19 protein-coding genes and 3 pseudogenes are annotated in these 21,422 nt (G+C 57.7%); 12 read left to right on the plus strand and 10 right to left on the minus strand.

The features are described 5' to 3' along the window. Window positions 1–84 precede the first annotated feature (84 nt). Both LPA46_RS11500 and LPA46_RS11505 read left to right on the plus strand, forming a co-directional pair. Entirely contained in the window at window positions 85–393 is a 309-nt protein-coding gene (locus tag LPA46_RS11500) for a thioredoxin family protein (RefSeq protein ID WP_230892625.1), read from the plus strand. Window positions 394–412: 19 nt separating this feature from the next. Then, window positions 413–1,147, plus strand: a complete 735-nt coding sequence (locus LPA46_RS11505; protein ID WP_230892626.1) for a plastocyanin/azurin family copper-binding protein — start codon at window positions 413–415, stop codon at window positions 1,145–1,147. 43 nt (window positions 1,148–1,190) lie between these two features. Here the strand turns inward: LPA46_RS11505 and LPA46_RS11510 are convergent. Beyond that, a pseudogene (locus LPA46_RS11510) lies at window positions 1,191–1,348 on the minus strand (IS5/IS1182 family transposase); the annotation flags it as partial. 94 nt (window positions 1,349–1,442) lie between these two features. On the opposite strand from LPA46_RS11510, the pseudogene LPA46_RS11515 reads away from it, so the two are divergent. Continuing rightward, window positions 1,443–1,879: pseudogene (locus LPA46_RS11515) on the plus strand (hypothetical protein); the annotation flags it as partial. Window positions 1,880–2,202: 323 nt separating this feature from the next. On the opposite strand, the gene LPA46_RS11520 reads toward LPA46_RS11515, so the two are convergent. The 3 genes from LPA46_RS11520 to LPA46_RS11530 all read right to left on the minus strand — a co-directional run bounded on the left by LPA46_RS11520 (window position 2,203) and on the right by LPA46_RS11530 (window position 6,392). Continuing rightward, on the minus strand, window positions 2,203–4,485 hold the full coding sequence (locus LPA46_RS11520; RefSeq protein ID WP_230892628.1) for a copper-translocating P-type ATPase: 2,283 nt from the start codon (window positions 4,483–4,485) through the stop codon (window positions 2,203–2,205). 146 nt (window positions 4,486–4,631) lie between these two features. Next, the gene (locus tag LPA46_RS11525) at window positions 4,632–4,829 is read right to left on the minus strand and encodes a heavy-metal-associated domain-containing protein (RefSeq protein ID WP_230889873.1); all 198 of its coding nucleotides are present in this window, start codon (window positions 4,827–4,829) and stop codon (window positions 4,632–4,634) included. A gap of 177 nt (window positions 4,830–5,006) precedes the next feature. Next, the gene (locus tag LPA46_RS11530) at window positions 5,007–6,392 is read right to left on the minus strand and encodes a permease (protein WP_230889874.1); all 1,386 of its coding nucleotides are present in this window, start codon (window positions 6,390–6,392) and stop codon (window positions 5,007–5,009) included. 155 nt (window positions 6,393–6,547) lie between these two features. Between LPA46_RS11530 and LPA46_RS11535 the strand changes: the two are divergent. Next, window positions 6,548–7,182, plus strand: a pseudogene (locus LPA46_RS11535) (IS6 family transposase). A gap of 90 nt (window positions 7,183–7,272) precedes the next feature. Next, window positions 7,273–7,644: an SHOCT domain-containing protein gene (locus LPA46_RS11540; RefSeq protein WP_230889875.1), complete on the plus strand. Its 372-nt coding sequence runs from the start codon at window positions 7,273–7,275 to the stop codon at window positions 7,642–7,644. On the opposite strand, the gene LPA46_RS11545 is transcribed toward LPA46_RS11540, so the two are convergent. Next, the gene (locus LPA46_RS11545) at window positions 7,645–9,063 is read right to left on the minus strand and encodes an HPP family protein (RefSeq protein WP_230892629.1); all 1,419 of its coding nucleotides are present in this window, start codon (window positions 9,061–9,063) and stop codon (window positions 7,645–7,647) included. Window positions 9,064–9,233: 170 nt separating this feature from the next. Between LPA46_RS11545 and LPA46_RS11550 the strand changes: the two genes are divergently transcribed. Further along, window positions 9,234–11,663, plus strand: a complete 2,430-nt coding sequence (locus LPA46_RS11550) for an amino acid permease (protein ID WP_230889877.1) — start codon at window positions 9,234–9,236, stop codon at window positions 11,661–11,663. A 338-nt stretch (window positions 11,664–12,001) separates the two neighbouring features. Here LPA46_RS11550 and tnpA read toward each other — a convergent pair whose 3' ends face one another. Beyond that, on the minus strand, window positions 12,002–12,460 hold the full coding sequence (gene tnpA, locus LPA46_RS11555; RefSeq protein WP_230889878.1) for an IS200/IS605 family transposase: 459 nt from the start codon (window positions 12,458–12,460) through the stop codon (window positions 12,002–12,004). Window positions 12,461–12,504: 44 nt separating this feature from the next. On the opposite strand from tnpA, the gene LPA46_RS11560 reads away from it, so the two are divergent. Both LPA46_RS11560 and LPA46_RS18845 read left to right on the plus strand, forming a co-directional pair. Continuing rightward, window positions 12,505–13,809 carry an RNA-guided endonuclease TnpB family protein gene (locus LPA46_RS11560; RefSeq protein WP_442903389.1) on the plus strand — a complete coding sequence of 435 codons (1,305 nt, stop codon included), beginning with the start codon at window positions 12,505–12,507 and terminating at the stop codon, window positions 13,807–13,809. 281 nt (window positions 13,810–14,090) lie between these two features. Further along, window positions 14,091–14,219 (plus strand): hypothetical protein, encoded by a 129-nt coding sequence (locus LPA46_RS18845; RefSeq protein ID WP_269070123.1) that lies wholly within the window; start codon window positions 14,091–14,093, stop codon window positions 14,217–14,219. A 109-nt stretch (window positions 14,220–14,328) separates the two neighbouring features. On the opposite strand, the gene LPA46_RS11565 is transcribed toward LPA46_RS18845, so the two are convergent. Beyond that, window positions 14,329–14,685, minus strand: coding sequence for a hypothetical protein (locus LPA46_RS11565; RefSeq protein ID WP_230889880.1), 357 nt, complete (start codon window positions 14,683–14,685; stop codon window positions 14,329–14,331). Between the two features lie 678 nt (window positions 14,686–15,363). Continuing rightward, on the minus strand, window positions 15,364–16,263 hold the full coding sequence (locus tag LPA46_RS11570; RefSeq protein WP_230889881.1) for a DUF106 domain-containing protein: 900 nt from the start codon (window positions 16,261–16,263) through the stop codon (window positions 15,364–15,366). A gap of 304 nt (window positions 16,264–16,567) precedes the next feature. Between LPA46_RS11570 and LPA46_RS11575 the strand changes: the two genes are divergently transcribed. From LPA46_RS11575 to LPA46_RS11590, 4 genes are all read left to right on the plus strand, one after another. Then, complete coding sequence (locus tag LPA46_RS11575; protein WP_230889882.1) at window positions 16,568–17,506, plus strand: ABC transporter ATP-binding protein; 939 nt, start codon at window positions 16,568–16,570, stop codon at window positions 17,504–17,506. Beyond that, on the plus strand, window positions 17,503–18,249 hold the full coding sequence (locus tag LPA46_RS11580) for an ABC transporter permease (RefSeq protein ID WP_230889883.1): 747 nt from the start codon (window positions 17,503–17,505) through the stop codon (window positions 18,247–18,249). The genes LPA46_RS11575 and LPA46_RS11580 overlap by 4 nt, the downstream gene beginning before the upstream one ends. A gap of 92 nt (window positions 18,250–18,341) precedes the next feature. Next, window positions 18,342–18,569, plus strand: a complete 228-nt coding sequence (locus LPA46_RS11585) for a DUF7860 family protein (protein WP_230889884.1) — start codon at window positions 18,342–18,344, stop codon at window positions 18,567–18,569. 137 nt (window positions 18,570–18,706) lie between these two features. After that, entirely contained in the window at window positions 18,707–19,273 is a 567-nt protein-coding gene (locus LPA46_RS11590) for a TATA-box-binding protein (RefSeq protein WP_230889885.1), read from the plus strand. Here LPA46_RS11590 and LPA46_RS11595 read toward each other — a convergent pair whose 3' ends face one another. Both LPA46_RS11595 and LPA46_RS11600 read right to left on the minus strand, forming a co-directional pair. Continuing rightward, window positions 19,274–19,492 carry a hypothetical protein gene (locus LPA46_RS11595; protein ID WP_230889886.1) on the minus strand — a complete coding sequence of 73 codons (219 nt, stop codon included), beginning with the start codon at window positions 19,490–19,492 and terminating at the stop codon, window positions 19,274–19,276. A 145-nt stretch (window positions 19,493–19,637) separates the two neighbouring features. Then, window positions 19,638–21,422 (minus strand): archaea-specific SMC-related protein, encoded by a 1,785-nt coding sequence (locus tag LPA46_RS11600; RefSeq protein ID WP_230889887.1) that lies wholly within the window; start codon window positions 21,420–21,422, stop codon window positions 19,638–19,640.

Genomic DNA, 21,422 nt, shown 5'->3' on the forward strand with positions numbered 1-21,422 from the left:
CCCTTGGAATCCGAAAGCTGTGACCCTCACAGCTTTCGGATGTAAATAGAAATGCGCTAAAGGTACAAGACCATACTAGCTACTATGACGGAAGTTATCCTGTTCACGCAGGAGACCTGTGGAGCGTGCGCAACGCAACGAGAGAAAAACGAGGGGCTCGAAGATGCGTATCCGGGTGTCGAGTTCCGGGAGGTCGACATTCAGACCGATCTGGAGACGGCCGAGGAGTACGGTGTCCGAAAGACGCCAACGACGCTCGTGTATGCGAACGGGGAACAGACGGCCGAGTTCATCGGCATCGTCGACCGGGACGAATTGGAGGCTGCCATCGAGAGCGCCGGCCAGCAATCGCCCGGACTCGCGAACCGGCTCGCCAGCATCATCCGTGGATAACAGAAGCCAACCAGCTACAATGACAGACTACAGTAGACGCCAGTTCCTGGGAGCGCTCGGTGCTGGCACAGTCGCGAGTGCGGGATTCACCCACCCAGTCGCCGCACAGGAGACGCCCGTCGTGAAGATGGGCAACAACTACTTCGACCCGATCGGGCTCCACGTCGAACCTGGCACGACCGTCCGCTTCGAGATAGCAGCCGGAGCCCACTCGGCGACGGCCTATCCGGACCGCGTTCCCGCCGACGGCACCGCCTTCGACAGCGGGACCATCTCGCAGGGGAGCTTCGAGCACACGTTCGAGGCACCCGGCACGTACGACTATTACTGCATCCCGCACAAGACGGTCGGCATGGTCGGTCGCATCGTCGTTGGTAGCCCTGGCGGTCCAGCTGAAGACAGCCCGATCCCGGACGGCGAGGTCCCCGACAGCGAAACGATAGTCCAGAACGGCTCCGTCGCAGTCGGCTCGGACGTTGAGGGCAGCGGAAATACCGATGGCGGCATGATGGGTCCCGGCGGCGGCATGATGGGCGGATCGAGGGGCGGGTGGGGCGGTGTCCCCTTCATCGGCGGGGCACTCGGAATGCTGGGACTGATCGGTGGATTCTTCTACTGGGCACTGGGTCGAAGTGATGAATCTCCCGAGAGTCAGGATTCCGCGATGGACACCCTCCAGCGCCGGTACGCACAGGGCGAGATCGACGAGGAAGAATTCGAACGCCGGCGCGACCAGCTCACGTCGAATCGATGAAGTAGGTCGCTGACAAATATGACGGTATCCGACGATATCGGTGACTCCGAATGCGTGGTATCTCGATGTGTTCGTCGAAGAACGCCCTGTACGTCGTGTTCTTCCGAGCTTTGAGAAGAGGAGAACGATGTGCTGGTAGAGTGTGTACGTCATTTTGAGAACTTAGGAGTGACAAGTGATAGCTCGACGTGCCAAGTACATCGCTTGCTCAACGAACCGGAGCAACCGCGATTTCGGGAGGCTTCCATCCGGTTCGACGACCGGACGTACTGTAACTGCCTGAGGGTTTCAACAGAGCCATCGAACTGGCATCGCGATGCTGCAGTTCTGTATTGAGAGTGTGGACCCGGATTTTGCGATGCCACGAACACACGTCGACGACGATACCTGGCGAGAGTGGTTAACCCCTACATAGTCGATTCCAAGTGGCTCATCACAGTCCGTCGAAACAACCTCCGTTTCAAGCAACTCGAAGACTTGGACGTCGACGTCGTCGAACGGAAAGACGGAATCCAAATTCGATTAGGCGAGTTCGAGCTGGATATGCACTGGAGAGAAGCCCTGACGAAGTACGCTGAGCAGCACGAATCCCACTGTACGGACTTCGCGCAGGCAGTTCTCAAACGAGCAGCACAGGACGATCTGCTTGACCGTCAAGGACCAACGAAACAAGAGTTCATCACGTATCTGGAGAACGGACTCGTCGAACGGGACTTCAGCGAAATGTTCTGATCAGTCGCGAAGCTCAGCGACCGACTGTCCGACCTCGCGAACGTGTTCACTTCGCTCGAGGTCGAGTTCCTCGGCGAGGTAGTCAATCGTCTCTTCGAGGCTCATATCGGAAAGAAGTCCGTCGAGCGGTATAATCCTAGTGCTGGCGTAGCTATGTGGCCCATCAGAGGAAGCGTCTGTGTATACCGAACTTCGTACCCCTCGGGAAAACTGTGGAATCGGTGACCGCGTAGCGATACCCACCGAAATTACGCAGTGCCGCCAGTTGCTGTCCACCAACCGGACTCAATTGAATGAAACCCTCCGAAGCGATCGGGAGCGTTTCAGTCTGCAGGTTGTGCGTCAGTCGCTGGTGTCCCACCTGGAAGCTCGGGGATGGACAGGTCCACGCGGCGGAGCAGCTGGGCGTTGATCGCGACGATCACCGTACTCAGCGACATCAGAAGCGCACCCACAGCAGGGGAGAGCAGAATCCCGATCGGTGCCAAGACGCCTGCTGCGAGCGGAATCGCGAACACGTTGTAGCCGGCGGCCCAGACGATGTTCTCCTGCATCTTCCGATAGCTCGCCTTACTGAGTTTCACTAGCCGAACGACGTCCATCGGGTTGTTCTGGACGAGGATGACGTCGGCCGACTGGACCGCGACGTCGGTGCCGCTCCCGATCGCGATGCCGACGTCGGCTCGTGTCAGCGCCGGCGCGTCGTTGACGCCGTCGCCGACCATCGCTACGAGCTTCCCCTGGTCCTGGAGTTCCTGGACTTTCTCGTCTTTGTCTTCAGGGAGGACCTCCGCGAACACGGTGTCGATGCCCAGTTCGTCGGCGACGGCGTTGGCGACGTCCTGGGAGTCCCCTGTCAGCATCGCCACCTCGATACCCAGATCGTGGAGCGCGTCGACGACGCGGAAACTCTCCTCGCGGATCACGTCGGCCATCGCGAAGGCGGCGATTAGCTCTCCGTCACGAACGAGATACACCACTGTCTGGGCGTTCTGTCCGGCCTCGTCAGCGAAGCGCTGGAGATGGTCGGGGATCTCGCTATCGAGCTGGGTCAACAGGTTCGGCCCGCCGACGTACACCTCGTTTCCGTCGACGGTCGCCCGGACCCCTCGTCCTTTGATCGCCTCGAAGGCTGTCGCGTCGGGAGTAGTTAGGTCTCGCTCGTCGGCAGCCTCGCGGATCGCTCGGGCGATCATGTGTTCGGAGTCACTCTCGACGGCTGCCGCCAGCGCGAGCGCGTCGTCCTCATCGACGCCGTCGACGGTCGCCATGCCGACGACGCCGTGCTCGCCTTCGGTGAGCGTCCCCGTCTTGTCGAAGATGATCGCGTCCAGATTCCGTGCGTCCTCCATCGCGATGCGGTCGCGAACGAGCATCCCGTTGCGAGCGGCGAGCGACGTGTTGATCGCGACCACCAGGGGGATGGCGAGCCCGAGGGCGTGTGGACAGGCGATGACGAGCACCGTCACGACGCGTTCGATGACGGTCGCGTCGAACGAGACTGCGACCGTCCACGCAATCGCCGTCACGACTGCCGCCCCGAGGGCCACGTAGAACAGCCAGCCGGCCGCGCGGTCGGCCAACACTTGCGTCTTCGACTTGCTCTGCTGGGCCTCCTCGACCAGGCGCATGATGCCCGCGAGCGTCGTCTCCTCGCCCGTCGCACCGACGCGGACACGGAGGCTGCCGTCGCCGTTGATGGTGCCGCCGATGACCTCGTCGCCAGGCTCCTTCGAGACGGGCTTGGACTCGCCCGTGATCATCGACTCGTTGACGTCCGAATCACCTTCCTCGACGGTGCCGTCAGCAGGGACACTTGCGCCCGGCCGGACGAGCACGAGGTCACCTTCCGAGAGCTCACTGACGGGGACTTCCTCGGTCTCCCCGTCGTCGGTGATACGCTCGGCGGTGTCTGGCATCAGCTTCGCCAGTTCGTCGACTGCGCTGGAGGCCCGCCGGACCGACCGCATCTCGATCCAGTGGCCGAGCAGCATGATGTCGATCAGCGTGACGAGTTCCCAGAAAAACGCAGACTGTGTGGGGAAAATCACGCTCGCGAGGCTGTAGACGAACGCGACAGTGATCGCCATCGAGATCAACGTCATCATCCCCGGCGACCGGTCTTTCAGCTCCGGGAGTGCCATCTGGAGGAATGGAACGCCACCGTACGCGAAGACGATGACCGCGAAGACAGGGTTGATCCACTCGCTGCCCGGGAATACAGGGACGGAGAAGCCGAGCCACTCCTGTAGCATTTCGCTGTACAGGAGAACGGGAATCGACAGGAGCATCGAGATGAAGAAGCGCCGCCGGAACATCTGCTCGTGGCCTTCGTGCATCCCGCCATGGCCCTCGCCGTGTCCCTCGTGGGAACCGTGGCCGTGCCCGTCGCCCTCGTGGCCGGCGTGTTCGTGCTGTTCGTGGGACGCCATCTCACCTGCCGCAGCAGGGTGAGCCTCCTCCTCCAGTAGCTCCTGTTCTACCCCTTCCCCGCCTGATTCAGCGACCGCTTCATCGTGGTCGCCGTGTTCGTGCTGGTGACTGCTGGTGTCCTGCTGGTCCTCTCCTCCCGGGGAATTCTCAGCTGTATCTTTGTGGTCGTCCATGGGTCATGTTCTCAATTGAGGTGGTTCCGCCGGCTTCCTGAATCTTCGGCCCTAAAATCATACAGCAGGTCCAGCACAGGCAAACTCTGAAGACAGCGGTTAGCCGTCGTCTCGGAGCGACCCGTGCTATCTACAGCGCACGATACTCAGGCGTGAGCGGTGTATCCCGCGTCTTCGACGGCCGCCACGAGGGCCGTGACCTCTGCCTCACCGTCGATGCTTGCCTGTTCACTCTCCCTGTCGACGGTCACGGAAGTCACGCCAAAGACCTCTTCAAGGGCCTCTTCGACCGTCTGCTCACAGTGACCGCACGTCATTCCCTCTACGGTGATGGTCGTCGTCATACAGGGGTACATACGGTCCCCTGTCTTTAGCAGATTTCCCCTTTGATGATGCTGATGTCCCATAGGGAAAACTTTGGATTCGAAATCTCATCCACAGCCCTCACGAACCCGTTCTTCGGTTCGCCAACTGTCGACCCCAAGGATATCCAGCTGAGATATGAGACATTCAGCCGTTCACTAGTGGTCGTGTCCCTCCATCACCATCGGATGCCCGGTGGCGTATTCGTCGGGATCCTCCTCGAAGGTCTCCTTACAGGTCTGCGAGCAGAAGTAGTACGTCTCACCGTCGTGGGTCGCCGATGGCTCGCTATCGTCAGTCCGCATCCCACAGACGGGATCACGGTACTGGCCAGGCGCACCGAGGCCGCGACGATACACGTACAGGAGAAAGCCGGAAAGCGCGAACGCAATGAGGTTGAGGTAGAACGTGTAGTTGAGCTCGAAGTACGTTTGCTCGGTCGCCGTCTCGCCGCCCGCCAGATCAGGGACGATGCCGAGCGCGTCGAACAGCAGCTCCATGAGGAAGCCCGTGAACGCCATCGTCACGAAAAAGACGCCAAGGATGTACAGCATGATCTTCCAGCCGTAGTACTTCCGGTAGACGTTCAGCACGGGAATCGTGATGAGGTCGGCGTAGACGAACGCGATGACGCCGGCGAAGCTGATGCCGCCGCCCCACAGCGCGACGGCGAACGGGACATTACCCATGCTGCCGACGAAGCTGATAACGGCGATGGCGACGCCCATAATCGCGTTCTCGGCCGTCACAAGCAGCCCGTCGCCCTGGATGAACAGGGTGTTCCACACCCACTGGGGGACGAAGACGATGACGAACCCCGATATCAGGAAGCCGGCGATGACGTCCTTCCAGATCATCGACCACTCCTTGCGGTACTGGTTCCCGACTTTGTACCAGCCACCCCACGACAGTAATTCGTCACGCCACCCGCCGCGGCTCGACATCTCCTGGCGGTAGGTCTCCATACAGCCCTCCGAGCAGAACTTGAGCGTTTCACCGCCGTCAGTCCTAAGCGTGTACTCGTCTTTGCCTTCCATCCCGCAGGTCGGATCCTCGGTGACGCCCGCCTCACGGTCGCGCTCGTTGAGCGCCTCTCGCACCTCATCGAAGAGGTTCTCCGGAAGCGTGAGGTGAACGATGACGGCCATCACGGCGATGAGAATGAGTCCGCCGAGTAACTCTGCGACTAGGAACTCCCAGCCCAACAGAATCAGGATTATCAACCCGAGTTCGACGATGAGGTTCGTCGACGCGAACATGAACGCGAGGAAGTTCACCGCGTGCGCCCCCTTCTTGAACAACCCCTTCCCGATGGCGACGGCACCGAAACTACAGCCACTACTGGCCGCGCCGAACGCAGTCGCCTTGGTGAGCCCGCTCAGATCGCCATCACCGAGGACCTGCGCCATCCGCTCCTTGGAGACGTAGACTTGGACAAGGCTCGTGATCGTGAGGCCCATGATGATCGCCCACGCCGCCGTCCAGAGGAAGCCCACTCCGATACGTAGAGCTTCGGAGATGCCATCAATCATCGTCGCTACCATAGGTATCAGTTCGAAGGGATCATCTATTGCAGTTTTCCTTCAGATAGTTCGGGTCAGAGCCGTGGTGAGTAGGTATTCAAAAGAATTGTGTCGGGTGGAACGGTAGTGTTCAGATAAGGATTGAAAGGTGAGGCGGAGCGTTTTCTGAGGGATCTATGCCCGAAAACACCCGCCTTAGCGGTTGTTTAGACCAGATCGAGTTAGAGTTTGTTGAACGAGAAGCGACACCGCAACTGCTGATGAAGCTCAGTATTCAGCGCCATCTTGCTGAAGTCTATATTTCGAATACTGTGTTAATTCTTTAGATATTCGATGTCGAACGCGCACGCTCCACCGTTCATAACTGGGTTCATAAGGCTGACCTACAGCCCGAGTCTGGACGGACTCCGGATCACGTCGCGGTTGACGAAACTGTGATTCGACTCGATAACGAACAGTACTAGCTGTACGCTGCTGTCGATCCAGAAACGAACGAATCACTCCATACAGAGCTTGAACCGACGCGTACGAACGTGATTGCTCGCTCGTTTTCGCCAAACTCCGCGAGAAACATGACATCGATGATGCTCTGTTTCTCGTTGATGGCGCACCCCCGCTGAAAGACGCCTGTCAACGACACGGTCTCCGGTTCCAGTATGAAAAACATGGGAATCGGAATGCTGTCGAACGTGTCTTTCGAAAAATAAAACGACGTACTTCCTCGTTCTCAAACTGTTTCAGCAACGCCGCAGCAAGCACCGCCGACGATTGGCTCAGATCGTTCAGCTTCGCATGGAATCAGCTTATCTGAACACTACCCACTACCGTCAAAGGCACAACCGCATTAAATAGTTATTGCGTAGTATAATCTGAGAACCCAAACTCACGGAGGAATCACAATATGCCGACAAATTCAGACGACACGCAACTTATTACGCTCCTCCTCGTTATCATCGGCGCCGTATTCATCTTCCCGTTGTTCTTCATAGGCTTCGGAATGATGGGATTCGGTCCGATGATGAGCGGGATGTGGGGTGGTCACATGTGGGGCGACGGGACGATACCTGGCTGGATGTTCATCGTGGGCATCCTGATGCAGCTGCTGTTCCTCGCCGCCCTCGTCGGTGGTGGGTACCTCGTCTATCGCGCGGTCACGGGGGGTGCAAGTGACTCAGACCAAGCACTGGAAGAGCTTCGGCTCGCCTACGCCCGCGGGGAACTGACCGACGAGGAATACGAACAGCGACGCGAAGCACTCGAACGAGATACCTGATTACCCTCGATGCACGATTGCCAAGTCGCAGTCAACCGCCTGAATTCGTTCGAACGTCGGTGTGGAAACGAAACGTGAGACAGCACCTCGATCGGTACTCGCTCCGATCACGGCCAGATCGTAGAGAGACGTATTTCGTTCGAGGAACTTTTCGACTGAGCCGGTGGCAACCCGCGTCTCGATTGGATTTGGGAACGACTCGATGAGATTCTCCAGGGTTATCTCGGCCATCCGTCGGTCACGTTGCTGTGACACACAGGTACACGCACTTACTGTTCCGTCGCCGGGGATGAGTCGGTGGGCAAAGTCAAGCATCGCGTTAGCGAGTTCGCCCGACGTGCGGACCATCACCAAGATGCGTTCCCATTCTGTGCGGCCGTTCGATGACCGAAAGACAACAGCATCCGTGTTGCCGTTCAAAATCGTCCGCACGAACGGGCTGGGATCCTCCTCCTCAGTTTCGTATCCACAGACGATCAAATCACAATTCTCTGCTTTCGCAGTCGAGAGAACGGTCTCACCGGCAGACTCATCCTCAACGGCGACGACGAACTCGCAGGGGACGTCGACGACGGAAGTAATTCGGTCCTGAAGCCGCTCAAGGTCTTGGAGTTGCTCTTCGGTGAGGCGTTCTTCAGCTAGTTCAGTGACGGGCTCTGATGACTCTTCACGGTCTTCGGTGATTGCCTCCCCATCGGTAGCTTCTAGTGCTGCTGCTGTTTCCTCTATCGTCTCCGAACGTACTGTTCTCATGAGGACGATTTTCCCGGCGTCGTGAGCGGATGCTAGGCGTGCCGCGAACAGAACGACCGATTCATCGGTATCGTCGCGAATGGGGACGAGAATCTGGTCGTCACTCTGGGTTGAACGGAACAGATAGCGCGCGCGTTCGTGATAGACATTCCGTCGCCAGAGCAGGAATACGCCGGCGATAAGCAGGCTCGATACCACGATTCCGCCGACGTAAGTCAACCGCTCGGCACCGGTGACGAGTACGAGAAGTGCCGTCGAGAATGCCGTTGGTTCTTCCAGCGACAGTCCCCACGTTGCGACCCCAGTGAGAAAGATCCCCAGCGCGGCTGCCCCCGCGTGAACGTGGAACTGTTCAGGCGTAGTTGGATACCAGAATCGTGCGCTCACCTCGAGGGCGATCCAGCCACAGATCGCTCCTGCGGTCATCCCACCGACGAACTTACGTGGCGACGAGTAGCGTCCCTCGGGGTCAGCAAACAAGGTGTACGCACCCGAAGCAAGTGGCGGATACACCAGAAAGGAGACGATCGGTGAGACGTTTGAGAGCCACGTCACGACGCCGATGAGAAACGGAACGATAACGAGTGCAGTCAGATGCAGGAGGTTTTCGGTATCTTCCAGCCAGCTGCGGAGGTCCCGTACTTCCCGGCGTTCGACTCGACGCACTCGACGACGAATCGAGTGATACCGGTAGCGTACCGAATCGAGCATACTTCATCGTACTTGCGAGGAATAATTTGTGTGTCGCCTTCGTGTCGGCGTGAGACAGAAGGAGAGGAAGAAAATCCAGCGATGAAGCGTAAGGTTAGTCCGTCTGGTTTGAGAAACGCCACCAGATGACTGACAATAGCGACGTATCGGCGACGGGTGACTCGGGGGACACGAGCGGCGAGGTCGAAACGGAACTGTCCCGAGACATGAGCCTGTTCGATATCACGTTCATCGGTGTAGGTGCGATGATCGGCGCTGGGGTCTTCGCCCTCACCGGCTTCGCTGCTGGACTCGCTGGTCCAGCACTCACGATCGCATTCCTACTGAATGGATTCGTCGCGGTGTTCACGGCGGTATCATACGCCGAACTCGGCGCTGCCTTCCCGGAAGCAGGCGGAGGGTATCTCTGGGTAAAGGAAGCGCTCGTCGATCCGAACGGCTTCTACGCTGGCTGGATGAGCTGGTTCGCCCACGCCGTCGCCTGTTCACTCTATGCAGTGACCTTCGGTGTATTCCTTACCGAGTTCTTAGTCTACGGTGGTGTCCTCGCGGAAGGATTCCAGCTCTTCGGGTTCCTCGGCCGAGGACTCCTGGATAAGGTACTCGCGGTACTAATGGTGAGTCTGTTCGCCTACATCAATTATCGTGGTGCCGAAGAGACCGGGAAGGCAGGTGTGATCGTGACTGCCATCAAGGTAGTCATTCTCGGTATTTTCGTCGCATTCGGTATCCTCGCGACGGTCAATACCCCGAACTGGCCGGCGAAGTTCCTCAGCAGTCCGAGATTCGCCCCAAATGGAGCTATTGGAATTATCGGCGCAATGGGGTTCACGTATATCGCATTCGAGGGCTACGAGATCATCGTCCAGTCCGGCGAGGAAGTGGTGAACCCCGGGAAGAATATTCCGAAGGCAGTCTTCTATTCGTTAGCTATCGTCGTTCCCATCTACATTCTCGTCGCCTTCGCTGCGATCGGCGGTATTAGCGTCGTTCCCGAGCTTGCACAGCGCGCAGGACTTGCCGCTGACGCACCTACTTGGCAGCTGCTTGGGAATCTCGGCGAGCTAGGTATCATCGAAGCGGCGGGGCAGTTCGTCCCGTACGGGGTGCCGCTGTTGCTGATTGCTGGCCTTACAGCCACGATGAGCGCCCTGAACGCGACCGTGTACTCCTCCTCGCGGGTGTCCTTCGCGATGGGTCGTGATCGGGCGCTACCCGGGATCTTCGACCGGATTCATCCCGAGAAACGGACGCCCCACTGGGCGATTCTCCTGTCTGCGATACTCATCATAGTGATGGCAGTGACGTTACCGATCGAATCCGTCGCCGCCTCTGCGGACATCATGTTCATTCTGCTGTTCGTGCAGGTCAACTGGACGGTCATCAAGATGCGCAAGACCCATCCAGACCTACCGCGCACCTTCAAAGTCCCCTATATGCCGTGGCCGCCACTGATCGGCATCGTCCTCCAGTTCCTGCTGACGCCGTTTCTCCTCTCGGCACTGGGAATGGAGATCGGTCTCGGACCGGATTCCCACGGGTTCATTGCGCTCGTTACGACCGTGCTGTGGATGGGTCTTGGAATCGCCGTCTACTACGGCTATTCCCAACCAAAAGAGGAGGAAAAACTCGAGGAGGAAACACCGACAGTCGCCACCGAGCAGGCCACAGCCGAGGAACGGACCGAGCGCGAACAGCGGATTCTCGTTCCGATTGCCAATCCCGAGAGCGTCCAGCAGCTGATGCGGACGGCACTCGACTTGGCTGAGGAACGGAACGCCGATATTGAGGTTGTGAGCGTCGTCTCTGTTCCACAACAAACCCCGTTGTCCGAGGGCCGGAAGTTCGTGAGTGAAGAACGAGCCGTCATCGACAGCGCGATCGAGTTCGCGGAGACGGAACATCCAGAGGTCCCGGTGAGTGGAAAGATCCGAATCGGACATGATGTCTCCGAAGCGATTTTGAATACGGTCGAACAGGACGATGCAGACCTCGTCTTGATGGGCTGGCGGGGCCGTAGTCGACGTCGGGACTACGTCTTGGGCAGTAACGTCGACGAGGTGGTGAAGAAGGCTCGCTGTGACGTCTTGGTCGAACGAATCGGCCCCAGCAGTGACGAGGAGTCCCTCGGCACGGTTGATTCGATATTACTCCCTACTGCAGGCGGTGCGCACGCCGAACTCGCAGCAGAAATCGCTCGGTCGATCGCCAGACAGAACAACGCCTCAGTGAAGGTAGTGCATGTCCTCTCGGGCGAGACGGCGCGAGAGAAGGCGGAATCCATCATCGAGTCTACGCTCGCCGACCTCGAGGACCTCGAGACGACAAGCGAGATCATCGAAAGTGGTGACATAACGGGCGCCATCGTCGGAGAGACTGCCGATCACGACCTCACGGTCATCGGGGCAACACGAGAAGGACTGCTCCAGCAGCTGGTCTTCGGAGCAATTCCGGAAAACGTCGGCGAACGAGCCAAGAGTACGGTGATCATGGCGAAACGCGATCTCGGAATAACGTCGCGGCTCAAACGGTGGTTCAAGTCACGAAGGTCGTAATTTCCACTTCATTGGAGGTGCCCTCCTCACCCCGTCGTTTGAGGTGTGGCGTACACCGAAAGTGTCGTCACCTGTTTTGTTATCACCGACGGAACGTTAGTGACGTGGGGGAGGGTGATGGCGCGCTTCTCGGATTGCGAGTGCGAGAATCGAGGGGACGATGACGATTCCGATGAAGAACTCGATTGCCGGTAGCGCTCCAGTATTCAGCCAGATGAGGATATCTTCGATACCCCTCAGAAGAAAGACCAGAACGAGCAGAATCACCCCATGTTTCCCGATATCAAACGAAAAACAGCGCGAGTTCCCCGCCCCACCGTGGGTGGGGGTGAAGCGCGTCACTCCGGCGCGTGTTCCGTCTCTTCGATATACCGTTCAACCACTTCTTCCGACACCGCTCCCGTCGTTCCCACGTAGTACCCAACCTTCCAGAATCCGCCACCCCAGAAATACGACTCCTGAATTTCGGGATACCGCTCCAGCAAGTGCTTACCCGAGTACGACTTGAATTGCCGAGCGATGTCCGCCGGACTGTGCTTCGGGTCTGTTTGTACGAACAGGTGTACATGGTCGTCTGCAATCTCCAACGCCAGAATCTTGTGCCCAAAGTGGTCGGCAGTCTCACCAAACAACTCTCGCACATCGTTCTCCACTACACCGAGAACAGGGTGACGATACTGAGCGGGATCGGAGATCCCGCGAGGTACGCAAAGCTTCGCTTTGCTTGACTTCGGACACCAGACGAAGTGATACTTGCAGGAACTAACCGAATGCGCGTGACTACGGGACCCCTCCATCCCGAATCCCTACAATTATGACCAATCGGAACAACCGTCAAAGTCTGGGTGAGGAAGCCACGAAGACGATTCAGACGCGCCTTCACATAGCGTCTGGTGAACGGTCGTGGCTTCACGACGCCCGCCTCGCCTCACGCGAGATATTCAACCAAACCATCCGCCTCAAACAGCAAGGGGACACTCGCACCGAGATACAGAAGGAGGTTGACCGCGACAACTTCTTGCGGAACAACAAGTGCGCGGTCGTCGGCAAAGCCCTCCAAACGTGGGACTCCTACCAATTACTCAAAGAGTGGTGGGAGAATCAAGACGACCCTGATGGCGGCAAGCCGACGACGCCGAGTACGGACAAGAACGATGCGTACCCGCTCGTGATGGCGCACACGGAAGGCTACCGCCTCACCGTGGACGACGACACGAACCGCGTCCAGTTCCGCATCAGTCCGAAATCCTACAAGAAGGTAAAAGGCCACCTGCGCGGCGAGCCGGACGCGATGGACGAACTCCGAGACGCTATCACGTCGGATGAGGTGGAGGTGGGGCAGGCCGAACTCCTGTACCGCGATGGCGTGTACTATCTACACGTCACGGTCACACGTGAGTTCGACGTGCCTGAACCCGACACTGCCGATACTGTGGTTGGCGTGGACATCAATGAGCGTAACGTCGCTCTCACCACTCTTGACCGCGAGACAATGCGGACGAAGGGAACACTCGTCCTCGACTACGGACGGGTAAAGCAGGAACGCCAACGCTATCACACCATCACCACTCGCTGTCAAGAACACGGCAAGACGAGCATCCACCGGAAACTCGGTGACAAGGAAGAGCGATTCACCGAGTGGGTGTTGCATCGTCTCTCCCGTGCTGTCGTGGAGTTTGCAGAACAGTTCTCGGACCCGGTTATCGTGTTCGAGGATATGAGCGGTATCCGCGAGGAAATGCAATACGGTTCGTATATAAACCGCCGATTGCACAAACTACCGTTCCACAAATTCGAGAAATTCGTCTCGTACAAGGCGACGTGGCGAGAGATTCCGACGGATACAGTGGATGCGTACTACAACTCGAAGACGTGTTCGTGCTGTGGTGAGCGTAGTGGTCGGCAGGGACGGCGGTTCCGGTGTATGAACAGTGAGTGTGACGTGGTGCAAGACCACGCTGACCGGAATGCATCGGTAAACATCGCGTGGCGCGAGAGGACGAAACTCGACGATAACGAATCGAATTACCGGACTCACAAAACCCAACCGCAGGTACGGTTGGTGCGTCTGTCCGGGTCGGGGCGTGTAAGCCGCCCAACCTCATCCCGCTCGCTTGCCGAGCAGGGAGTGCTAGCGCACGGCTGAGGGAATTACAAAAGCCTCGGTCCACCGCGCCCGAGGCTGTTTACTTCGACCATGCTGTCACTATTCGTTGGACTGGTACTTCGGTCTGTTGGAGACTGGCCCTCGAACCCTTCCGTGACGTTGCTGCCCATATGACTCTCGATTCAAACAAGGCTCACCAGAAACTCGATAGCTTGGGGAAGAAGGAATCGAAGTGATCCGAATAGGGCGACGAAAAACCATCCTGACGCTGCGATCATCATCCCGTGGAGCCGTCCTGGTTCTGCGGCGGTTCGGTACCGGTGAGCGAGTACGCCACCGATACTGAGAGTAATGAGGCCCGCAAGGAGGAAGGCGGGGATAGCATAGTATTCTCCCCAGACGACAGGAACGAGGATCGAGAGGAACATGAGACCAGAGAGGGCCTGTAACATACGCCCCAGGCCGCGAGCAATCGTCCCAACCTTCTGAACCATCTACTCCGAACGTTTCGAGATGTGCGTCATATATTGTTGTGATTTCGCTCCGAAGCTTGTGATATCAGGCGTCTTCCGAAATCTTCCGTCCGATGAGAACCCAATGGAGTTTCTCATCACCATTCGGATGACGTTCTCGGGTCACGTGATAGACGTATGGGCCGTGAGGGCAGTCCGCGCACTCATTTCCACACGGCTGGCGTTTCACGACCTCAGTGTACCCTTGATGTTCAGTCAATTCTACGATCTCTTCACCCGGTGTCGGTTCGATCTGATCAGTCGGTACGTGATGAAATTGGAGAAGTTCCTGCGCGTAGATAATCGTCTCCCGGAGATCGTGAACACTTAGCTCTTGGAGCGTCGACGCAACATTCTCCGGATAATCGGCTGGAGGATTCGGCATGTCCGTTGGGTCGCTCATACCCACATTCAGCGAGGCTGCATCTTATATTTCCCGCCGAGACATCCCAAGATACGACCATCGAAATTAATGTCCAAATCGACTGTGCTTATTGATTGACATCCTCCTCCGCGCAAACGCGGAGGAATCCCGAGCGGTGGGAGTTTCAGGTGTGCAGTCCAATCACCGGACTACCAGCCCTTTCGGGCACGGGTAGTCCCACGGTATCGGACTGGTGGACTCCTGACGGTGCCAAGCCGCCGGTACCCCTATCCTCAACCGTGTACGGTGTCCCTGTGTTGTTTTTGCCACGGGGACGCCGGCAAGCGTCAACGGACTTGGGGGTATCGTCTGGTTTGCTTTGAGCAGTCGGCACAGGCACACGCTTCTACATGTGTGTTCACCAGCTGCCCTTTCGGATACTGCCTCGTTACGTGGGTGGACAGGCCACCTCCGAAGGACGGTTCGGAATCCGCTCCGTCCCGACCGATTCCTACTCCTCAGTAGGCCGGCCTATCACTTAAACGTCACTGTGGGAAACTCGGGGAAAGCGTTTGAACGGCGGGCTGTTAGCACAAGTGACGGCGCGTATCCACGGCCTGAAGGCCGTGGTATTGCGCCTGTTCAGCGTATAAGAGCGCTCAGAATAGATGGGTGGTTCAAAAGGATCTTGATCTGATAACAACCACTTAGACGTTGTCACGAGGACGAGGAGGGAGACGTTTGGATGTTGAGCGTCTTCTGGATGATCTGCCGCGACGCCATCGAACAGAGGAAATACCAGACGATCCACGTCCGCATCGGTCCAAGCAACGGCTCTTGCCAGGAGACGGCGCCCGCAAGCGGCAATATCATCCCAGTCTCGCCGACACCGAGGTGACCGCCACGAACCTTCCAGCGGAGCCAGAGGAACACGGGGATCGTCAGAAGCATGATCCAGACCATCGGCCGGAACTGTAGTTTGAACATCCCAAGCTGGTCGCCGGCCGCCTCCATCTGTTCCTCCTGGATCTGTTCGAGCGCTTCGTCATCCCCGCGTTCTTTAGCCTCCTCTTTCCGTTCTTTCAGTTCGTTCATCCGCTCCTGATACGCCTGCATCTTCTCGTGGTCCATGAGACGTGCCTGCAACACGGTCGAATACAAGCCTGTGACAATCGCAAGGAGGATGATGACCGCGTAGAACGGGAGCATGTCAACAATCGGTGCGAGAAGTAGATTATCGACGGACGCGATGATATTACGGATTCCAGTATTCCAGTACCCCGCAAAGAGGACGAGGGCTGTTACACCAGCTGCTTTGTCGTACCAGGCCCACGACTCGGATTCGATCTCATCTACCCCCTCTGCTGTATCTGAGAGCGGGCCGTGCTCCTCAAGCGTCTGCTGGACGCGGTCGGGGTTCGCAAGCGTGAATCCAGTACCACCGCTCACGAGAACTCCCGATTCGATCAATCGGCCCCATTGCCCGCTTGACAGCGCATCGCTGACGTCGGCCCATTGGACTTCATCGGTTCCCTCTTCGCTCCGCTCGAACACGATCGACAGGGCCTCACGCATCGCTGGATTATCGAGAAACGACTCTAACTGCTCTGCTGGCATACCATTATCTGGGGATTGAACTAGACAGTTATCAACCCTTCTGTTCGGGTACTATCCTTGTCTCCAGACGTCGTCGATCCCGGGGCGAAGTACCCGCCGTTGGTGACAAGAGTAGACCCCGGAGTCGGTAGGGCTCGTGTTCACATCTCCACTGGCGATTCGTCTAACAATCGCTAAGTGATTGTTAGATGTCCCACGGTGCCGTTCCGAGTTCTGTTGTCCGAGGAACAGAAATGCCAGCTATTTCGACTGCAGTTCGTGCCAAAATCGAACGGCTTACCTCAAGTCATTCCAATTCTCCAGTATGACCGCGGCAGTTACTGCCGAAGGTATCTCCAAGCGATACGGCGATACAATCGCGCTCGAGGACGTCTCGTTGTCAGTCGATAGCGGTGACGTTTTTGCACTCGTAGGGCCGAATGGGGCCGGAAAAACGACGCTCGTTCGTACACTCACAGGGACCACGATGCCAGACGCGGGATCGGTTACTGTGTTAGGGCGGTCACCGAACCAGGTCAAAAAAGAGCGGATCGGACTCCTCCCGCAATCGTTTACACCACCGGAGCGGTTGTCAGCACGTGAGTTGCTGGGCTATTATGCAGGGCTCTATGACGATCCGCGACCCGTCGACGACGTACTTACCGACGTCGGGCTGGAAACAACCGACGAAACGTGGTATACGAACCTGTCCGGTGGCCAGCAACGGCGCGTCTGTGTCGGCATCGCTCTGATCAACGACCCCGATCTCCTCTTTCTCGACGAACCGACGACAGGGATCGATCCAGCTGGGCGGCAATCACTCTGGTCGCTCATCACTGACCTTGCAGACGACGGAACAACGGTCTTCCTCACGACCCATTACATGGAAGAAGCCGAACAGCTGGCGGATCAAGTAGCTCTACTCGATTCTGGTTCACTTGTCGAAGTCGGCCGGCCGACTGCCCTCATCGAGCGATATGGCGGCGGAACACACCTCCGCATCGAAACAGAGCATTCTCTACACCAGATCGAGTCGCTCGGTGTCGACGTCGAGACAACCGAAACGGGACTGCGAATACCAGACGTTGCACCGGCGGAGATCGGAGAGATAGTCAGTCGGCTGGAAGCACAGGGAATCGACTACGAGACGCTTACCTGGACCGAGCCGTCGCTTGAAGACGTCTATTTGCACCTCACCAGCGAAACGATCGACGAACAACAACCATCAGAACCTGCTGTGAATCCCGTGGGGGAATCACAATGACTTGGATCACGCGTGTCGGTGCCGAGGCTGGGACGGCTTGGCGGTCGTTCCTCCGGCGGCGGACGGCGGTCTTCTTCACGTTCGGCTTCCCGCTCATCCTCGTCGGGATCTTCGGGGCTGTCGTCCAGACGAATCCCACCGGCGGCGGCCTCTTCGGACATCCGACCGGATTTTACGTCCCAGGCTATCTCGCAATCATTGTACTGTTTACTCCCCTCTCCCGGATCGGGAGTTCTATCGCCCGGTATCAAGAGGGGAATCGATTCGAGAAGCTGGCGACGACACCTCTCAATCAGGGCGAATGGCTGGCAGCACACACGCTGGTAAACATCGGGATAATCCTGCTCGCCAGCGCGATCGTACTGGGTGTACTTGAGCTTGTGACTGGCGGAAGTTTCAGTCTCTCCCCGCTCCTACTCCCGTTCATCGTACTGGCTGTCGTGGTGTTCTGTGGGATTGGGGCACTAATAGGCCGGGTCGCGGACTCACAGGATGGCGTTATCGCCGCGAGCAACGCAGTTGCCCTCCCACTCGTGTTCCTGTCCGAGACGTTCATTACCCCGGATATGCTCCCTGGATGGTTCCGACCGGCTATCGGCCTCTCACCACTCACGTACTTCGCTCGCGGCGTTCGAAACGCAACCTATCTGCACCAGTCAGCAGGAAGCGAGTTAGTCGTCCTGGCAGTGTTAGCAGTGGTATTCTTCGGTCTCGGTGCCTATGCCGTCCCTCAAACAGAGTAGGAAGTACGGCCCACACTCTCGCTCGATATCTCCGTGATAATCGCTCGACTAGGGTCGAAACAGATAATATCGAGTGTAGACCACGAGTGACTATGGGCCACAACATGAGACTCGACTATGCAAAGTACGCCAAACGTGGGTTCTTGCTGGGGCTAGGGCTCTTTCTTCTCGGTGCTCTCGGAGCTACTGCTGGTCCAAGCCTCGCAGGGGAACTCCCCGGATGGGAACGAACAGTCTTGTTCGATTCTATGGTGCTCGGGATTGCAGTTGGGTTCTTCTCTGTCTTCGGCTTCGGTATCTTCCTCCCGCTCACAGACTGAGCGGTCGTAGCCGATTGATAGTATCAAGTAGCCATCTTAGGAATTGAGCTCATCGCAACCCTCATGGAAGACCGATAGCTCCGCCGGACGGATATCGACCAGTATTTTATCATTCGTGGGAACATTCGAGCAGAGAGATGAGCAGTCCATCAGATACGCTTGCGGTTGAGAACGTTGTCGCATCTACCAGTATCGGCCAAGAACTCGACCTCGAGACACTCGCCGACGACCTTCCGACAACCGAGTATGCACCCGACCACTTCCCAGGTTTGGTCTATCGAACACAGAACCCGCAGGCCGCGGCACTCATCTTCCGGTCGGGAAAAGTCGTCTGTACCGGGGCCCAAAGTGCGACCGCTGTCGAAAACGCACTCGAGATCTTCTTTCAAGAATTGCGTCATCTCGGGATCCACGTCGACGAATCACCGGAGTTCACCATCGAGAACATGGTGACCAGTGGCGATCTCGACGAACGATTGAATCTCAATGCAATCGCAATTGGTCTCGGCCTGGCGAACATCGAGTACGAACCAGAACAGTTCCCCGGACTCGTCTACCGACTCGACGACCCCCCTGTCGTCGTCCTGCTCTTCGGGAGTGGCAAACTGGTGATTACAGGTGCACAGACAGTTGAGGACGCTGAGACAGCGCTCGGCACAGTTCAGTCTCGGCTCAAAAATCTCGACCTGCTTCAACAGAGGTGATCAAATATCGATTTCGACGATTTCAGTCGAGTCGCAATCCGGGCACGTGAGTTTGTATTTGATATGGCCGGACTTCGGCGTCGTCTCGACGTGCGTCTTCCACTCACTATGAAGAACACCATCCTCAAATCCACAGTTGGTACACGTCTTCTGCTTGTGTTCCAGACTCTCGGTAAATGCACGGACTCCCTTCTCGTGCTGCTCGGTAAACCGACTCATCACAATCTCCATAGATGAACTCTGTACTTAACTCTGGCGAGAGACTGTCACATTGTACCACAGTAATATAAGTGGTGCAAGGGTTCGATACGGGCTGGAGGTCAGGAGACCGAGACGACTAAAGAACGATTAGGCGATGATCCTCCTACGCTGCACCGACGTCCGGTTCGTGCGACACGACCTGCCACTCGGACGGCGACAGTTCGTTTCCGTCGAAGCCCTCGTTTTCGGGATACGTCGTGAGGACGAGGTACTCCGTTCGCGCAGCCAGATATTCAACCAAGATTTGTAGATTGTCGCTGGCGAGTCCGCCAAGACCATCGAGAAGCATCACTGGGACACGCTGGCTCACCTCGAAGGCCTCATAGCCCGCAAGTGCTGCGACGATGCCAAGAAGCTCTCGTTCCCCTTCACTCAATGCGTCCAACTGGGCTTCTCGCCCCTCACGTGCGACGACGAGATCGAACGTACTTGTGAGACGGGCCGTCTCGAACCCCGTGTCGAACTGTTCGAGCAGATCAGCGAGTGCTGACGAAAATGCCTCGCGCGTTCGTTGCTTGACATCTTCTTTCCGAGTGCGGAGGTCCGTGATTTCGTCAGTCAGTGAGTCGTACTCCTCATCGAGCATCTCGCGTTGTTCTGCGAGGGTCTCGGTTTCCTCGAGTTCCTCACGTGCGTCTGTCAACTCTGCCTCGGTGTATTTGATCTCGCTTTCGAGATCCGTAACCCGGTCTTCAGTCGAATCGACTTCTGCTTCGAGGTCAGCTATACGAGATTCGAGCTCGTCTCGGCGGTCGCGCGCTGTCTCAAGGCTCTCCTCAGTCTCTGCGAGGCGGGATTCCAGATCGCCGATGCGATCGGTCAAGTCTGTTTCTTTCCGGCGTGCCTGCTTGATCTCATCGCGCCGCGCTTCGAGGTCCTCCACACGATCACGGGTCTCGGCAGCCTGCGATCGGAGGTCTGCAATCCGGTCATCGAGCGCCGTCAGCTGTGCCTCGATATCGTCACGTGTCGAGTCGGTCCCACAGAGCCAACACGTCACCGAATCCGACAGCATATCGTGCGAAACCTCGGTCAGCAGTTCCACACGCCCTTCGTCGAGTACCCGTTTGTTGGCTTCGTAGACCGACTGCAATAGCTCTCTGTCGCGCTCAATGTCACGGAGGTCGGCATGAAGATTCTCGAGTTCGTCCTCAACGTCAGCATCCGATGGAACGGTAAGCGACTCCAGTTCGGCCCGCTTTTCGGCCAACGTCTCCCGAACGCGCTCGGCAGTCGCCTCCAAGCGCTCGATTTTCGTGGTTACCTGGTCACGTTCCGCGCGAAGGTCACTCAGCTGGTCGCGAGCGTCGCTCTCACCACCGCTGTCGTCATCGATAGCATCCCGTTCTGCACGCAGCTCCTCGAGATCGTCTTCGAGACTCGTGACCCGTTGCTGGAGTTGTGGGAGGCGTTCGGCCGCCTGGTCGGCTCGTTCGAGTTCGCGCTCGACTTGCTCACGTTCGGTCCGTAAGTCCGCAATCTGCTCGTCGATGTTCTCGAAATCAAGCGGCCGGGTGAGCATTGTCTCCAGGTTCTCGCCGGTTCGCACCGCCTGGCGGATGTCGTTGTCCTCGTCGAGGAACGCAAACAACTCCGCACAGATACGATCGTATTCGTCCTCCAGGTACGGCTGTCCGGAGCGCGACACGGACCCGTTGGTCCGTTCTAATTCGACTGTGATCTCCTCATCATCCGTTTGCAAGACAACTCGACCGGTCGACTGCCCTTCGGTCAGCGGCATCGCAGTTCCGAACGCGGTCTTGATGCCCGCGAGGAAACTTGATTTTCCCTGCCAGTTGCTCGCCCGGACAGCATTGACGCCCGGCTCGATATCAGCGTCACCCTGCCGGATGCCTGCAATATTCTCGAGAGAGAGGTGCCACGTCAT

This window comes from Halobacterium sp. KA-6 (assembly GCF_021029015.1).
Taxonomy (GTDB): Archaea; Halobacteriota; Halobacteria; order Halobacteriales; family Halobacteriaceae; genus Halobacterium.

Coding starts and splice junctions, on each gene's coding strand:
- LPA46_RS11575 (WP_230889882.1), top strand. CDS start 16,568: ATGACCGCGGCAGTTACTGCCGAAGGTATCTCCAAGCGATACGGCGAT.
- LPA46_RS11590 (WP_230889885.1), top strand. CDS start 18,707: ATGAGCAGTCCATCAGATACGCTTGCGGTTGAGAACGTTGTCGCATCT.
- tnpA (WP_230889878.1), bottom strand. CDS start 12,460: ATGGAGGGGTCCCGTAGTCACGCGCATTCGGTTAGTTCCTGCAAGTAT.
- LPA46_RS11565 (WP_230889880.1), bottom strand. CDS start 14,685: ATGAGCGACCCAACGGACATGCCGAATCCTCCAGCCGATTATCCGGAG.
- LPA46_RS11585 (WP_230889884.1), top strand. CDS start 18,342: ATGGGCCACAACATGAGACTCGACTATGCAAAGTACGCCAAACGTGGG.
- LPA46_RS11500 (WP_230892625.1), top strand. CDS start 85: ATGACGGAAGTTATCCTGTTCACGCAGGAGACCTGTGGAGCGTGCGCA.
- LPA46_RS11530 (WP_230889874.1), bottom strand. CDS start 6,392: ATGGTAGCGACGATGATTGATGGCATCTCCGAAGCTCTACGTATCGGA.
- LPA46_RS11520 (WP_230892628.1), bottom strand. CDS start 4,485: ATGGACGACCACAAAGATACAGCTGAGAATTCCCCGGGAGGAGAGGAC.
- LPA46_RS11505 (WP_230892626.1), top strand. CDS start 413: ATGACAGACTACAGTAGACGCCAGTTCCTGGGAGCGCTCGGTGCTGGC.
- LPA46_RS11525 (WP_230889873.1), bottom strand. CDS start 4,829: ATGACGACGACCATCACCGTAGAGGGAATGACGTGCGGTCACTGTGAG.
- LPA46_RS11570 (WP_230889881.1), bottom strand. CDS start 16,263: ATGCCAGCAGAGCAGTTAGAGTCGTTTCTCGATAATCCAGCGATGCGT.
- LPA46_RS11550 (WP_230889877.1), top strand. CDS start 9,234: ATGACTGACAATAGCGACGTATCGGCGACGGGTGACTCGGGGGACACG.
- LPA46_RS11595 (WP_230889886.1), bottom strand. CDS start 19,492: ATGAGTCGGTTTACCGAGCAGCACGAGAAGGGAGTCCGTGCATTTACC.
- LPA46_RS11540 (WP_230889875.1), top strand. CDS start 7,273: ATGCCGACAAATTCAGACGACACGCAACTTATTACGCTCCTCCTCGTT.
- LPA46_RS11600 (WP_230889887.1), bottom strand. CDS start 21,422: ATGACGTGGCACCTCTCTCTCGAGAATATTGCAGGCATCCGGCAGGGT.
- LPA46_RS11580 (WP_230889883.1), top strand. CDS start 17,503: ATGACTTGGATCACGCGTGTCGGTGCCGAGGCTGGGACGGCTTGGCGG.